The organism is Sorangium sp. So ce726 (assembly GCF_051521405.1).
In the GTDB taxonomy this organism is placed as follows: Bacteria; Myxococcota_A; Polyangia; order Polyangiales; family Polyangiaceae; genus Sorangium.
Genome location: NZ_CP150349.1, coordinates 3,472,702 through 3,487,825, shown reverse-complemented (window position 1 = coordinate 3,487,825; position 15,124 = coordinate 3,472,702). Strand labels below are relative to the sequence as shown.

General features: G+C 74.4%; 12 protein-coding genes. 8 read left to right on the top strand and 4 right to left on the bottom strand.

All coding sequences use genetic code 11. From position 1 onward, the window contains the following. Nucleotides 1-66: 66 nt before the first annotated feature. The gene (locus tag WME79_RS13240) at nt 67-603 is read right to left on the bottom strand and encodes an RNA polymerase sigma factor (protein ID WP_437299372.1); all 537 of its coding nucleotides are present in this window, start codon (nt 601-603) and stop codon (nt 67-69) included. A 100-nt stretch (nt 604-703) separates the two neighbouring features. Between WME79_RS13240 and WME79_RS13235 the strand changes: the two genes are divergently transcribed. Continuing rightward, nucleotides 704-1,075, top strand: coding sequence for a thioredoxin family protein (locus WME79_RS13235; protein WP_437535187.1), 372 nt, complete (start codon nt 704-706; stop codon nt 1,073-1,075). 99 nt (nt 1,076-1,174) lie between these two features. Here the strand turns inward: WME79_RS13235 and WME79_RS13230 are convergent, their stop codons facing one another. Further along, entirely contained in the window at nt 1,175-1,522 is a 348-nt protein-coding gene (locus WME79_RS13230) for a hypothetical protein (protein WP_437535186.1), read from the bottom strand. 337 nt (nt 1,523-1,859) lie between these two features. Between WME79_RS13230 and rarD the strand changes: the two genes are divergently transcribed. From rarD to WME79_RS13205, 5 genes are all read left to right on the top strand, one after another. Then, entirely contained in the window at nt 1,860-2,870 is a 1,011-nt protein-coding gene (gene rarD / locus WME79_RS13225; RefSeq protein WP_437535185.1) for an EamA family transporter RarD, read from the top strand. Then, nucleotides 2,867-3,958, top strand: coding sequence for a TauD/TfdA family dioxygenase (locus tag WME79_RS13220; RefSeq protein WP_437535184.1), 1,092 nt, complete (start codon nt 2,867-2,869; stop codon nt 3,956-3,958). The genes rarD and WME79_RS13220 overlap by 4 nt, the downstream gene beginning before the upstream one ends. Nucleotides 3,959-4,133: 175 nt before the next feature. Next, nucleotides 4,134-5,297, top strand: a complete 1,164-nt coding sequence (locus tag WME79_RS13215; RefSeq protein WP_437535183.1) for a lysylphosphatidylglycerol synthase domain-containing protein — start codon at nt 4,134-4,136, stop codon at nt 5,295-5,297. A 217-nt stretch (nt 5,298-5,514) separates the two neighbouring features. Continuing rightward, on the top strand, nt 5,515-8,130 hold the full coding sequence (gene pepN, locus WME79_RS13210; RefSeq protein WP_437535182.1) for an aminopeptidase N: 2,616 nt from the start codon (nt 5,515-5,517) through the stop codon (nt 8,128-8,130). Between the two features lie 35 nt (nt 8,131-8,165). Continuing rightward, complete coding sequence (locus tag WME79_RS13205; RefSeq protein WP_437535181.1) at nt 8,166-8,837, top strand: class I SAM-dependent methyltransferase; 672 nt, start codon at nt 8,166-8,168, stop codon at nt 8,835-8,837. Nucleotides 8,838-8,975: 138 nt separating this feature from the next. On the opposite strand, the gene WME79_RS13200 is transcribed toward WME79_RS13205, so the two are convergent. After that, a complete protein-coding gene (locus WME79_RS13200; RefSeq protein ID WP_437535180.1) occupies nt 8,976-9,416 on the bottom strand; it encodes a CBS domain-containing protein in 441 nt (146 codons plus the stop codon). Nucleotides 9,417-9,620: 204 nt separating this feature from the next. Here WME79_RS13200 and WME79_RS13195 point away from each other — a divergent pair, with 204 nt between their 5' ends. Continuing rightward, entirely contained in the window at nt 9,621-10,151 is a 531-nt protein-coding gene (locus WME79_RS13195; protein WP_437535179.1) for an N-acetyltransferase family protein, read from the top strand. 84 nt (nt 10,152-10,235) lie between these two features. On the opposite strand, the gene WME79_RS13190 is transcribed toward WME79_RS13195, so the two are convergent. Continuing rightward, the gene (locus WME79_RS13190; RefSeq protein WP_437535178.1) at nt 10,236-10,655 is read right to left on the bottom strand and encodes a hypothetical protein; all 420 of its coding nucleotides are present in this window, start codon (nt 10,653-10,655) and stop codon (nt 10,236-10,238) included. Between the two features lie 434 nt (nt 10,656-11,089). Here WME79_RS13190 and WME79_RS13185 point away from each other — a divergent pair, with 434 nt between their 5' ends. Beyond that, nucleotides 11,090-15,115: a serine/threonine-protein kinase gene (locus WME79_RS13185; RefSeq protein ID WP_437535177.1), complete on the top strand. Its 4,026-nt coding sequence runs from the start codon at nt 11,090-11,092 to the stop codon at nt 15,113-15,115. Nucleotides 15,116-15,124 lie beyond the last annotated feature (9 nt).

The following is a 15,124-nucleotide window of genomic DNA, read 5'->3' as shown; positions in this document are numbered from 1 at the left end:
GACATAGCAGACACCGCCGCGCCCGCGCCGCGCGCGCTCTCGCGAGAGCGCACGGCAGCACGCGGCTCAGTGCGGCGACGTCATGCACGCGCGCAGCGCGAGCTTCGCCCGGTGCAGGAGCACCGCGACGTGGCCGGCCGAGATGCCCAGCGCGCGCGCCACGTCCTCGCCGGGTTGCTCCTCGAGCATGCGCAGCGTCACGACGGCCTTCTGGATCTCGCAGAGCTCCTCGACGCACGCGCGCAGGCGGACGTGCTCCTCGGCGCGCGCGATCGCCTCGTCGGTCGCCGGGACGTCCCCCACGGCCTCCGGGTGCGCGTCCACGTCGTCGTGCGGCCGGGCGCGGAAGTGACGGCGGCGCCGGTTGCGCGCGGCGTTCCGCACCGTCCCGGCGAGCACGCCCCCCCACGCGCCGACGTCCTCCGGGAGGGCGCCCCGCTGCGCGAGCGTGAGCAGCGTGCAGAGGCCCTCCTGCACGCAGTCGACAGCGTCTTCTGGCGTCACCCCCTCCGCGCGCGCCAGCGCCGCGAGCGCCGAACGCTCGGAGCGCACAAGGTGCGACACATGGTTGAGGAGATCGTCCGCGTCCTTGATGGCGCCCATGGTCCAGGAGGTCAGGTGTCGAGCCGCGCCCACATTACAACGGATGAGCGCTGTAATGGTTGCCGCCCTCGAGACCTGCCAGGGCATGGAGGTTCACGCCATGTCCATGAATCCTGTCCACGAGATCGATGAGACGAGCTTCGACGCCGAGGTGCTGGAGGCCGGGGTGCCCGTCCTCGTCGAGCTCACCGCGCAGTGGTGCCCGCCGTGCCGCGCGCTCGCGCCCATCCTGCACAAGCTGGCGGAGGAAGGCGCAGGGCGCCTGAAGGTGGTGGCGGTCGACGGCGATCGGTGCCCGGCGATCACCCGCCGCCTCGGAATCCGCGCGTTTCCGACCGTCGTCGCGTTCGCCGGGGGCAAGGAGGTGGCTCGTCACGTGGGGCTGACCACGAAGGACAAGCTCCTCAGGCTGATCGAAGGGAGCGGGCTCCCCGGCGGGGCGGGGAGGGACCGAGCGCCCTCGCCGCCGTGAGGGCGGCGCGATCGCGCGCCTCCGCGGGCGGGCGGCCGCGACCGGCCCGCGATCGGCGCACGAAAGGGCTCGGGCGCGCGCGGCGCGGTCCGCCTGGGCCTACCGCCGTGGCCTTTCGGGCTGCCGGTGTGTACCGCGCTGCGCCCCGGCGGCGGGGAAGCTGATCTTGCGGGTCGTCGACGCGGACCCGGAGACCTCGAACGGCCCCACCGCCTGCGGCTCGCTGACCGGCCTGCCGTTCTCGTCGACGAGCGAGAGCGTCCCGACATAGTCGTCGGCGACGAGCTGCACGCTCGCGTCGAACCGCTCGCAGGGGACCACCTGCCGCGTGACCTCGTTGTTCTTCGTGTTGATGAGGACCAGCTCGACCGCGGTCGCGCCGTGCGCCTTGCACTGAGCGGCGTCGGTCTTGTCCTCGATGGACCACTGGACGGTGACGAACCCCATGTCTTCAGGGTGTGCGCCTCCAGGCTCCGTCTCGCCGGTCGTATTTTGTGTGCACGCGACCATCATCGCTGCACATAGCCCTGCCAGAGCGTAGACACTTTGCATACCTACCTCGCTGTGCTCGGTGCGGACTCCAGCGCCGCGCTCCGCGTCCGGCAACACGGATGCCATGCGGCCTCGCGGCGAGCCTGCGAGCCCGGCTCTCTCGGGCAGGGCTTGAAATGGCCGCGCTGGTTCGCCATGTTCGCCGTCCGATCGAACACGAGCGGCGCCTCACAGCAGCGGCGCCGGGCGGCGGGCGACGTCGAGCGACGCCCCCTGAGGAAGCACGACCCCGATGCGCACGCCCGAAGATGCTCGCGACAGCCCCCGGGAGGCCGCGTGGGGCGTCGCCTACGGGATCGCGGCCTACAGCTCCTGGGGCGTCGTCCCCATCTTCTGGAAGCAGCTCCGTCACGTCGGCGCGGTCGAGCTCCTGGCGCATCGCACCGTGTGGAGCCTGCTCTCGTTCGTGGCGCTCACGCTGGCCGCAGGGCAGGGCCGCGCGCTCGGCGCAGCCCTGCGCGACCGGCGCGTCGTCGCGGCGATGGCGGTGACCGGCGCGCTCGTGTCGGCGAACTGGGTCCTCTTCATCTACGCCGTCGCGGTGGGGCGCGTGCTCGACGCCAGCCTCGGCTACTTCATCAACCCGCTGCTCAGCGTGCTCCTCGGCATGCTCTTCCTGCGCGAGCGGCTGCGGCCCGCCCAGTGGCTCGCGCTCGGCCTCGCCGCCTCGGGCGTCGTGTACCTGGCGGTGCGCGCCGGTTCGATCCCCTGGATCGCCCTGGGCCTGGCGAGCACGTTCGGGGTGTACGGCCTGCTGCGGAAGGTCGTCGCCGTCGGCTCGCTCCCCGGCTCCACCCTGGAGACGTCGTTCATCGCCCCGCTCGGCGCGGCCTACCTGGCCGCCCTCCACGCCGAGGGCTCCGGCGCCGCGGGCCGCGCCGATCTGCGGACCCACCTCCTCCTCGCCGCGACGGGCATCATCACGGCCCTGCCGCTCGTCTGGTTCACGAACGCGGCGCGCCGCCTGTCGCTGACCACCGTCGGCTTCCTCCAGTACCTCGCGCCGAGCGGCCAGTTCCTGCTGGCCGTGCTGGTCTATGACGAGCCGTTCACGACGGCCCAGGCCGTGAGCTTCGCCTGCATCTGGACCGGGCTCGCGGTGTTCAGCGCCGACGCCGTGCTGCGCGCGCGCCGCGCGCGAAGGGACGAGCGCCCCCTGAGCGCACCGCGGACGAGACAGGAGGAACCTGAGCCGCCGAGATGCCAGGGGCGCCAGGAGAGAGGAGCAGAGGCCAGACGATGAGCCCCGAAGAGACCGCGCCGAGCACCGACCTCTCGCAGATCCCGGCGCAGATCCCCGGCCCGGCGGCCTGGTACGGCCCCGCGATGGCGCAGAGCGACGGCTGGATCGAGCACATCACGCCGGCGGAGATCGAGGAGGTCGAGGGCGCGGTCCGCCGCTTCGCCGAGACAGGTGCCGACCCGGCACGGGTGCGCAGCGAGGACTTCCCGCTGCCATCTCTCGCCGCACGCCTCCGCCGCGTGCTCGCGGAGGTGCTCGACGGCCGCGGCTTCGCCCTGCTCCGCGGGCTGCGCGGCCCGTGGCTCGACCGCGGCGACCTCGGCGCGGCCGCGATCACGTTCCTCGGCATCGGCAGCCACCTGGGGAGCGCGCGCTCGCAGAACGCGCGAGGGCACATCCTCGGTCACGTGAAGGACCTCGGCCTGTCGAGCCAGGATCCGAGCGTGCGCATCTACCAGACACGCGAGCGGCAGACCTTCCACACCGACTCGTGCGATGTCGTGGCGCTGCTCTGTCTCCGGACCGCCAGGGCAGGCGGGCTCTCGGCGCTCGTCAGCTCGGTCACGCTGTACAACGAGATGCGGCGGGCGCGCCCCGACCTGGCGGAGGCGCTGTTCGCGCCGATCGAGACCGATCGCCGGGGCGAGGTGCCGGCGGGCGAGCGGCCCTATTTCCGCATCCCGGTGCTGAGCTGGCACGCAGGGCTCCTGTCCGCGATCTACCAGCGGCAGTACATCGAGTCGGCCCGGCGCTTTCCCGGCGTCCCGCCGCTCACGGCGCGGCAGTTCGAGGCGCTCGACCTGTTCGATGCCCTCGCCAACGACCCTGCGCTCCACATGACCATGGAGCTCCGCCCGGGCGACATCCAGCTCGTGCACAACCACACGCTGCTCCACGATCGCACGGCCTTCGAGGACTGGCCCGAGCCGGATCGCAAGCGGCACCTGCTCCGCCTCTGGCTCGCTCCGCCCGGGGCGCGGCCGCTGCCGCCGGTGTTCCGCGAGCGCTACGGCGCGCTGACCCCCGGCGACCGCGGGGGCATCGTGGTGCCCGGCACGCAGCTCCACGCCCCGCTCGATCCGGCGTGAGCGGCCGCGCCCGCGAGGCCCGCGAGGACCAGAGCGCTCACCGCTGCTCGTCCGGAGGTCCCCACGTGAGCTCCCGCTCGCCGAGAAGCTCGACCCCTCACCGCCGCGTGCGCGCGCTGCATGCCCATGGCGCGTGCGCTCCGCGAGGCAGCTCACCGCCGCGTGCGCGCGCTGCATGCCCATGGCGCGTGCGCTCCGCGAGGCAGCTCACCGCCGCGTGCGCACGCTGCACCCACAGGGCGCCGGCACGCTCCTCGCAGCACACCCCCTCCCCATGGCTCCCTTGCCTCCGGCCCGAGCGGCAGAGGAATGCGCTGGCAGCGATTCCAGTCCCGCGCCCGGCGACGAGGCGCGCGTCCCTGCCGCTCCGCCCGCCGCCCCGGACGCGCTCGCCACCCGCCGCGCGCGGCGAAAGGCGCTGCTCCACGCGGCGCTCGGCGGCCTCGGCCTGGCCGCCCTGGTCGCGCTCATCCGCCACGTCGGCGCGGCGGAGATGCTCGCCGCGGTGACCCGCGCCGCGCCGTTCGTGCCTTTCCTGATCGCGCTGGAGGCAGCGCGCGTCGGCTGCGAGGCGCTCGCGACCGGCCTGCTCTGCGCGCCGCGGCGCCTCCCGGCCGCGGAGCTGCTTCGCATCCACGTCGTCACCTACCCTGTCATCACGCTGATGCCGGCCGGCCGCCCTGCGGGCGAGGCGGTCAAGGCCGCGCTGCTCTCCCCCCACGTCGGCGCCCCGCGCGCGGCCGCGATCGCCACGGCGAACCAGTCGCTCGCGCTCCTGTCCTCGGCCCCGCTGTCGCTCCTCGCGGCCATCGCCCTCTTCCGCCTCGGCGGCGCCTCCCCGCTCGCCCTCGGCGTGCTCGCGCACGCCGCCCTCCTGGTCGCGAGCGGCCTCGGCGTCGCCTTCGCCGCGCGGCAGCGCGCCGCCTCGGCGTGGATCACCCGGCGGTTCGCCCGCGCCGGCCAGCTCGCCATCGCCTTCCAGGAGGCCGTCCACGAGCGCCCGCCCGTCCCGGCCTGGCCGTTCGCCGCCTGCCTCGCGGGCCGCGCGCTCCAGGCGGTGCAGTACGGCGTGCTGCTCGCCGTCGTCGGCGCCGAGAGCGGCCCCCTCCGCGCGCTCGCCGCGTACGGCGTGGGCGCCGCCGGCACGGCCGCCGGCGACCTCATCCCGGGCCAGATCGGCGCCACCGACGGGGCCTTCACGCTCGCCGCCTCGCTGCTCGGCCTCACGGCGAGCTCCGCCGTCGCGATCTCGCTGCTCGTCCACCTCCTCCAGGCGGCCTTCGCGCTCGCAGGGATCACCGTCGCGCTCGTGTGGCGCCGCAGCCCTCCGGCGCCCTGAGCCACGCACGGCGGTCGATGGTACAATTTTCTAATTTAGCAGCATTTTCTGCTGCGACCTCGCTGCTCCCACGGACGCTCGGCCGAGCGCGCGCTCGATGGCCGGTGGGCGCCGAGGGGCACGGAGGCGCGGCGTGGCGGTCGCCCGACAGCGCAGCGACCGCTACCGCGGCAGATCGCTGGCCACCCTCCGGCGGTTCGTCCTAGGGTGTGCAGTCATGACGGAGACGACCGGCGGCCCTGGACGGGACGTGCTCACCCAGAAAGAGGCCGAGGAGCGCGCCGCGCGCATCGGCAACGCGCGCTACGAGCTCTCCCTCGACCTCTCGCGCGGCGCCCGCGGCTACCGAGGCGAGGCGGTCGCGTACTTCGACGTCCGCGGCCACGGTGACACGTTCATCGACTTCCGCGGCGGGCGCATCGAGCGGCTCGAGATCAACGGCGTCGAGATCGAGCCCGCGTGGTCTGACTGCCGCATCCTCCTCCCGGGGAGGCTGCTCGCCCCGGAGACGCGCCTGCGCGTCGTCTACGAGAACGACTACGATCACACCGGCGACGGCTTCCATCACTTCCGCGACCCGGAGGACGGCGAGGACTACGTCTACTCGGACCTCGAGCCGTTCAGCGCGCACCGCGTGTTCCCCTGCTTCGATCAGCCGGACATCAAGGCGAGCTACCGGCTCTCCGTCACCGCGCCCGAGGACTGGGAGATCATCGGCAACGCCCGCGTCACCCGCACGTTCGGCGCGGGCCTCGGGCGCACGACGCGGGTGTTCGAGGAGACGACCCGGTTCAGCACCTACATCTTCGCGCTGATCGCCGGCCCGTACAGCGGCGTCCGCGACGAGCACCGCGGCATCCCCCTCGGGCTCTACTGCCGCAGGTCGCTCGCGAAGCACCTCGACCACGAGGAGCTCTTCGCGATCACGAAGCAGGGCTTCGACTTCTACCCGGAGTTCTTCGACTACCCCTACCCCTTCACCAAGTACGACCAGATCTTCGTCCCGGAGTTCAACGCCGGCGCCATGGAGAACGTCGGCGCCGTGACCCACAGCGAGCGCATGATCTTCCGGGACCCGCCGACGGACCACCAGCGCCTCACGCGCGCGGAGGTGCTCCTCCACGAGATGGCCCACATGTGGTTCGGCAACCTCGTGACCATGCGGTGGTGGAACGATCTCTGGCTGAACGAGAGCTTCGCCACGTACATGGCCTTCCTCGCGATGGAACAGGCGACCCGGTTCCAGCCGGCCGTGTGGAAGGCGTTCAACGTCATGAAGAGCTGGGCCTACCGGCAGGACCAGCTCGTGACGACGCACCCCATCGCCGGGGAGCTCGCCGACACGGAGCACACGTTCCTGAACTTCGACGGCATCACGTACGGCAAGGGCGCCGCCGCGATGAAGCAGCTCGTCGCGGCGATCGGCCTCCCGGCCTTCCGCGAGGGGATGCGCCGGTACTTCAAGCGCTACCAGTACGGCAACGCGACGCTGCGCGAGTTCCTGTCCGCGCTGGAGGAGGGCTCCGGCCGCGACCTCGGCGCGTGGTCGCGCCTCTGGCTGGAGCAGGCGTCCCTCAACACGCTGACGGCTGAGTGGGAGCCCGAGGGCGACCGCATCGGCCGGCTCCGCGTGCTGCAGACGGCGCCGGCCGACTACCCGACCCTCCGGCCGCACCGCATCGACGTCGCGCTCGCGCGCGAGGAGGACGGCGCGCTCATCATCGACTCGGTGCCGGCGGAGATCGACGGCGCGGCGACCGAGGTCGCCGCCGCGCGGGGGCAGCGGGCGCCGCTCCTCGTGTTCCCCAACCACAACGATCTCACGTTCGCGAAGATCGCGCTCGACCCGGCCTCGCTCGCGTTCGTGCGCGAGCACATGGGCCGCGTGGAGGATCCTCTCCTGCGCCAGCTGCTCTGGTCGTCGCTCTGGAGCATGGTGCGCGACCAGAAGCTCGCCTCCCCCGCGTACCTCGCGCTGGTGAGGGACAAGCTGCCCGCCGAGCCGGACCTCTCGCTCGTCGACCCGGTGCTCACGAACGCGGTGACGGCGCTCGCGCGCTACGTGCCGGATCCCCTTCGCGAGGCCGAGGCGAGCTCGTTCACCGGCCTCGCCCTCGCGGCCCTGCGGGCGGCCCCCCGCGGCGACGCGCAGATCGTGTGGGCGCGGACGCTCTTCAACGCGGCGTACTCCGCGCCGGATCTCGCGCTGGCCGCGCGCCTCGCGGACGGCGAGATCGAGGTGGATGGCCTCGAGATCGACCAGGAGATGCGCTGGACGGTCGCCGTGAAGTGGGTCGCGCGCGGCATGAAGGGCGCGGAGGAGCGGCTCGCGGCCGAGCGCGAGCGCGACCCGTCCGATCGCGGCCAGCGCGCCGCGCTGCGCGCCGAGACGGCGCGCCCGGATCCGGCGGTGAAGGCCGCGGCCTGGGCGCGCTTCCACGAGGATGGGTACGGCTCGCTGCACCTGACCAGCGCGGCGATGTCGGGCTTCAACTGGTCGTTCCAGCGCGCGCTGCTCGAGCCGTACGCGCAGGCGTTCTTCGAGCGGGTGCAGCAGGTCTTCGAGACGCGGACGCACGAGCTCGCGTCCGCGTATTTCACCCATCTGTTCCCCTCGTACCGCGTCGATCGGGACCTCCTCGCCCGCGCGGAGGCGCGGACCGCGGCGCTCGGGCGGGCCCCGGACGGCGCGCCGGCGACCCCGCGGCTGCCGATGCTGGTCCGGATGCTCCGCGAGGCGAGCGACGACCTCGTGCGGGCGCTCGCCTGCCGGGAGCTGGCGGCGGCGAGCGCCGAGGGGCACCGCCCGGGGGACGGGGGCGCCCCCGGCTGAGCGAGGAACCGGGGAGAGCGGCGCTCGAGGCGACGATGATCGTGCAGCTCGGGAAGACGTCCGTCACGTGGACGCGCGCGGACCTCGAGGCGAAGCTCGCCGGCCACGCGCGCGTCCTCATCGACGTCGGCACAGGCGACGGCCGCTTCGTGTACCGCTCGGCCGGCGCCCACCCCGACACCTGCTGCATCGGCATCGACCCGGCGGGGGAGCGGATGCGCGAGGTGTCGTGGCGCGCCAGCCGCAAGGTCGCCCGGGGCGGCCGGCCGAACGCGCTCTTCGTCGTCGCGTCCGTGCAAGCGCTGCCCGAGGAGCTCACCGGGCTCGCCCACACCCTCACCCTCAATTTCCCCTGGGCCTCGCTGCTCTCGGCCCTCGTGCTGCCCGAGGCGCCGGTGATCGAGGCGCTGCGCCGGCTCGTCCGACCGGGCGGGGAGCTCATCGCGCTGCTCAACCAGAGCGTCTTCGACGATCGGGCCTACGCGGCGCGGCTCGGGCTCCCCGAGCTCTCGGACGCGTGGGTCGATGACACGCTGCGCCCCGCCTACCGCGCCGCGGGCTTCGAGATCCGGGCGAGCGAGATCGTCGAGGGGGACATGCCGCACCAGACCAGCTGGGGACAGCACCTCACGCTCGCGTCGGGCCGGAGGACGCGCCTGCTCACGGCCGAGGCGATAGGCGCGATCGGCGGCGGAGCGCCGGGGTAAAGGCGCCGCGAGGCGCGCTGGCGGCGCCGCGGCGCGAGCGGCCGCTGCGGCGGGCGATGGCGCGGGGCGAGGGCGAGCGTCGCACGTTCGTCGCCCGCGCCGCGCGCCGCCGCGAAGCTCAGGTGATCGCCCGGCGAGCTATCGCGTGCTCTCGTGCTGCACCGCCTCCCGCTCGGTCACCCGGCGGATGGTCTGCGCGGTGTGCCTGTCGTCCTCGCTCTGCGCGATATCCGACAAGCTGATGATGCCGACCAGGCGGCCGTCCGCCTCGGTGCACAGGACGCGCGACTTGTGGTGCTGTCCCATCAGCTGCTCCGCGCGCTGCACATCGTCGTCGGGCCGGCACGCGACCACCCCGCGCGTCATGACGTCGCCCGCCTTCGTGCTCAGCGGCCGGCTGTGGGCCAGCACCCGGATGGCGAGGTCGCGGTCTGTCAGCGCCCCGAGCACCCTCCCGGCGCTGTCGCAGACAGGAAGGAAGCCGATGTTCGCGTCGCGCATCTTGCACGCGGCCGTCTGGATGGTGTCGTCGGCCAGGACGCTCTGGATGTCTTGCTTCATGATCTCCTTGCACAGCATGGTTCCCTCCTTCGGTTCCGTTTGCAGCGCTCGGCAGCGTCACCGCGCACAAAAGGACCTTAGGGGACCATCGCGGGCGAGGGATGGAGCATCATGATGAATGCGGCGTCGGGCACCGCTTGATGGCGCCTCCGGCCGGCGAGCGCGGCGGGCGGCGCGATGGCGGGGCGCCGCGGCGGAAGCCAACCTGGGGTGCGAGACACCATGTCAGAGCGGATCACAGGGGCGGTCATCCGCCGGGCGCAGCCGGCAGACGCGGCCGTCATCGCGCGCATCGAGGTCGACTCCTGGCAGGCGGCCTACCTGGGCCTGGTGCCGGCGGCCGATCTCAACGACCTCTCCGTGCCGGCGCGCGAGGTGAGCTGGCGGCGCATCCTGAGCCGCGACGCCGCGACAGGGACGCGGACCTGGATGCTCTGCGCCGAGGACGCCGGGCTCGGCTTCGCGAGCGCCGGGCCGACGCGCGACGACGACCCGGGTGACGTCGGCGAGCTTTACACGATCTATCTCCTGCCGGCCGCGTGGGGGCGCGGGCTCGGCGCCGCGCTGCTCGACACGGCGCAGGCCGACCTGGCCCGGCGCCGCCACAGGACCATGACGATCTGGGTCCTCGAGGGGAACACCCGCGCGCGGCGCTTCTACGAGCTCTCCGGCTTCAGCCGCGACGGCGCGCGGCGGTGGGCGCGGGTCGGCTCCGGCAGCCTCCCGGAGATCCGCTACCGGCGAGCGCTGTAGCGCGTCCCGGATGCCAGATGCCCCGCCGAGGGCGGCGCCGGCCCGTGCACCAGCGACGGCCTCGGGCCCCTGCGCGCCGGCGCGCTAGCCGAAGCGCACGACGATGCTGCTGTAACCGCCCCGCGGGTCGTACTGGGAGGTGATCTTTCCCCAGGGATACTCGTACGGCGGCGCGCCGAGGATCGACGCCAGCCAGGCGTCGTGGCTGGCCTTGCGCTCCGCCTCCTCCTTCTCGGACCAGTCGTTCCAGAACGCCTTCGACTCGGCCCCCACCTCGAACAGCTCGACCCACGCGATCTTGCCGCTGCAGAAGTGCAGCGTGATGCGGAAGGTCCGGAAGCCGATGCGCTGGCGCGACGTCCTGTATCCGCTCCACGGCTGCGACTGGCTCAGGGCGTTGGCCATCCGCGCGAGCGGCGACGACAAGAACTGCGCTTCCGAGTACGAGGGCCCGATGCGAAGCCCGGATGTGAGCTCGATCTCGCCCGTCTGTCGATGGATCATCCAGCCCTCCGAACGCTCGGAACAGCATACACCACAGCTCGCGGACGGGTGCGGCTCAGCCGAGCCCCGCCGACGTCCGTGCGCCACAGTCACGCGCGGACCCGACTCCGCCTCTCCGAAGGTGGGTGTTCGACGGAGATTCACCCCTGCCGCTCGCTCGCCCGGCTGCTCGGAAAAGACAACAGCCGCGGTCCCGCTCACGCAGCGCGACCGACGCCGCCGCTGTCCTCCGGTGTCGACACGACGCCCACGATGTCGCGGGTGACGGGGCACGCACTTTCGCCATGGGCATAAGGCGGTGTCGCGCAATGCGGTTTTCCTGCTCGTGACAACCCGGATAACCGGTAATATCGGTCACGGATCGCGCCGGGCCCCACCCGAGGTCATCCGAGGTCTTCTTGCCGCGTTGCCCTTCCTGCCATCGCCGACTCGCAGTGCTCACCTCCTGCTCGACGGACGGAGCCACGGCGCCGTCCCGCCCAGCGCCGGTCGATCTCGACGCCGAGACGCCGCCGTCCGTCGCGGGCTTCCTCGTCGGCTCGCCGCTCGCGGCGGGCGCCTTCTCGGTCATCTGGGCCGCGACGCGGGCGGAGGACGGCGCGCCCGCCGTGCTCAAGATCAGCAGGGCCCATTCGCTGCTCGCGCGCGAGCGGTTCCGCAGCGAGGCGTGGGCGCTCGAGCAGCTCGGTCCGCCGGCCTCGCCTCGCCTGCTCCAGAACGGCGTGCTCGAGGACGGCCGCGCGTACATCGCGATGGAGCGGCTCCGCGGCGAGACGCTGGCGGCCCACCTCGAGGGCCTGCCCGCCGCGCCCGACCTGCGCTCCGCCCTCGACGTCGCGCTCGGCGTGCTGAGCTGTCTCCAGGTGGTGCACGAGCGCGGCCTGGTCCACCTGGATCTCGCGCCCGAGAACGTCTTCCTCGAGCCCGACGGCGGCGTGCGGCTCCTCGACTTCGGCCTCACGCAGCGCGAGCGCGGCGTCGTCTGCCACCCGGCCGACAGCGCGCTCACCACGCTGGGCGACATGCTCGGGACGCCCGAGGTCGCGTCGCCCGAGCGGCTCCGGGCCGAGCCGCTCGACGCGCGCGCGGACCTCTACGCCTTCGGCGCGCTCCTCTTCGAGCTGCTCACGCTGCGCCCTCCGTTCGCGGGCGATCCCGCGAACGTCGCGCAGGGGCACCTCGGCCGGCTCCCCCCCAGGCCGAGCGAGATCGCCCAGGTCCCTCCGTCCATCGAGGCCCTCGTCCTCGCCTGCCTCGCCAAGGAGCGCGCGCTCCGCCCGGCCGACGCCGCGGGCCTGCGGGCCGCGCTCGCGTCGGCGGGCGCCGAGGCGCTCGCCCTGGCCGGCGGCGCCGCCGGCGCCGCGGCGACCGCGGGAGACGACGCCGCCACGGGCTCCACGGACCGGCACGACACGGTGGTGCTCGCCCTGGAGGCCCGCGGCGCCGAGGCCGAGGTCCGCGCCGCCGTGGCCCGCCACGACGGGCACCTCGCGCGGCAGCGCGGCTACCGCTTCGTCGCGATCTTCCCCGGCCCGAAGGAGGCGGCCGCGGAGCGCGCGCTCGCCGCGGGGCGGGAGATCGTCGCTTCGGTCGGCGCGCCCCTCGCGATCCACATCGCGCCGTTGAAGCTCCGCCGCGACGCCGAGGGCGTCAACGCCGCCGGGATCGCCGTGGAGCGGCCCGAGTCGTGGCTCCCCGCGGACCCGTGGCGCGGCATCGCGCTCAGCGCCGAGCTCGTCACCGCCCATCCCGGGTTCGACGTCGCCGCGGCGAGCGAGGACGGCCGCTACTTCTTCGCCCCGGACGCGCCCCCGCCCTCGGGCCATCGCGACGCCGCGCGCGCCGCGCCGCCGCTCGTCGGGCGCAGCGATGTCCAGAGCGCCGTCGAGGAGAGCCGCGAGCGCGCGCTCGCGGGCCTCGGGCCCGGCCTCTGCGCGCTGATCGGCGAGCGCGGCGTCGGCAAGTCGCGGCTCGCCGAGGAGATCGCCGAGAGCAGCCGGCGCGCGCACCCGGGCGCGCTCGTGATCTCGCTGCGCGCCGAGCCGGAGCTCGGCGCGCGCCCCGGGGGCGGCTTCGGCCAGACCGCGGCCGCCCTGCTCGCCGAGGTGCTCGGCGCGAGGGACGGCGCCCTCGCGGCGCCCGGCGACCCGCGCGCGTTCTGCGTCGAGCGCCTCGGAGAGCCGCTCGGCGGCGAGGTGTGGCCCGCCGTGGCCGCCGTCCTGGGCTGGCCGGGCAGCTCCGCAGGCCGGCCGCCGCCGCGCCGCGGGAGCGTGATCCGGGCGCTCGCCGAGGGGCTCCGCCGAAGGGGGATGGAGCGGCCGGTCGTCGTGATCGTCGACGACGCGCACCTCGCCGACAGCGCCACGCTCGACGCGCTCGACCTCGCGACGCGGCGCGAGGCGTCGGTCGCGCTCTGGGTGCTGCTCGCCGGCGCGCCGGCGCGCTGCTCGCCGACGCCGCGGCGCCACGCGCTGAGCGCCCGCGGCCACGCGCGCGACCACGTCGCGCTCCCGCCGCTCGACGACGCCGCGGGGCTCCTGCTCTGCGCGGAGCTCCTCCGGCCCGCGGAGCCTCCGCCGAGCGCGACGCTCCGGCGCATCTGCGCGTGGGCCGGCTACAACCCGCGCGCCCTCGTGGAGCTCACCCGGGCGATCAAGCGCGCGGGCCTCGTGCGGCTGCGGGCGAGATCGAGCGGCCACCAGCTCGCGACCGCCGAGCTGGAGAGGCTCCCGCCGTCGCCCGCATGGCAGTGGTTCGCCGCGCGGCAGCTGGAGGCGCTCCCGCCGGAGCTCGCCGCGTGCGCGAAGCTCTGCGCGGTGCTCGGCTTCGAGCTCTCGGAGGACGTGGCGGCGAGCGTGCAGCGCGCGCTCGAACGCGAGGACGCGGCGGAGGCGCGCGTCGACCACGTCGACGTCCCGAGCGCCCTGCGCGCGCTGGTGGCGCGGGGGCTCCTCGTCCCCCGCGGCGCAGACGGCGCCGCGCAGGGAGAGGGCACCCTGTGCGGCGGCGCCAGCTACGCCTTCCGGAGCGCGCTCTTGCAGGAGGCCATCTACGCGCTGCTCACCGAGGAGGAGCGCGCGGCGATGCACCGGCACGCGCTCGCCGTCTGGGAGCTCATGGCCGAGGCCCGGCCGAGGGCGCCGGACCTGCTCGAGCCGATCGCGCGCCACGCCGCGGCCTCCGGGTCGCGCGCGCGCGCGGCGCACGCGTACCTGCTCCTCGGCGATCTCCAGCGCGACCGGCACAACAACGCGGTGGCGGAGGGCCACTACGGGTCCGCGCTCCTCTGGGCCGACGGCGACGATCAGCGCCAGCGGTACCTCGCGCTCCTCGGCCGCGCGCGCGTGCGCTACCGCGTCCTGCGCACCGGCGAGGCGCTCGACGATCTCCGCTCCGCGGGGGCGCTGGCCCGGACGATGAAGGACCCGCGGATGATCGCGGAGGCGCTGCTCGAGGAGGCGACCGCGCTCGACCGGGCGGGCTCCTGGGAGGAGTCGGCGGCGCGCGTCGAGGAGGTGATCCCGCTGCTCGACGCCCGCGAGGGCCGCGCCGACGCCGCGCTCGCCGCGCGCTTCGAGGTCGCGGCCGGCCGCTCGGCGTTCCGCAAGGGCAACCTGGACGACGCCCTCGAGCGGCTCACGCACGGCGTGGAGCGCGTCCGCGAGGCCGATCACGACACGCACGTGACCGGGCTCACGCTGCTGGCCTGCGTGCTCGCGCGGTCCGGCCAGCTCGAGGAGGCGGTGCGGCGCTTCGACGACGCCGTGCGCAGCTGCGAGGAGCGCGGCGACCGGGGCCACCTCTGCGCGGCGCTCGTCCGCCGCGCGGAGCTCTGGCCGGCGCTCGACGCCCCGGATCGCGCGATGTCGGACCTCCGGCGCGCGGTCCAGCTGGCCCGCGAGGAGGCCAACGCCCTGGCGGAGCGCGACGCGACGATCAAGCTCGCGGAGCTGCTCTACCTCTGGGGGCACGAGGACGAGGCGCTGCCCCTGGTGCGGCAGGCGCGCTCGCTCGACGAGCAGCTGAAGGACAGGCCGGCCTACAGGAGCGCGCTCCTGCTCGCGCGGATCCATGCGATGCGCGACGAGCACGCGGATGCGAGCCGGCAGCTCCGGTGGCTCAGGGCGCAGGGGGCGGTCGCGGATCTGCCGCCGTATGCCCAGGCCCTCCTCGGCGTGATGCAGCTCGCCGTGAAGGACCCGAGGTCCGGCATGGAGAGCACGCGCACGCGGGCGACGGGGCGCGAGGAGGGGGAGCCGCCCGGTGAGCTGGGCAGCAGCCTGAGCGCCGACCAGCGGGTCGAGCTCCTCTACTGGCGGGCGCGCGCCCTGGTCGACGCCGGCCGCCCCGAGGATCTGGCGCTGCTCCTCGCGCGCACCGCGCCGCTGCTCGCCCAGAGCCGGGCCTGGCGGCCGCGCTTCGCGAAGCTCCGGACGGGCGACGGGCAGCTCGCGGGATAGCGCCGCTGG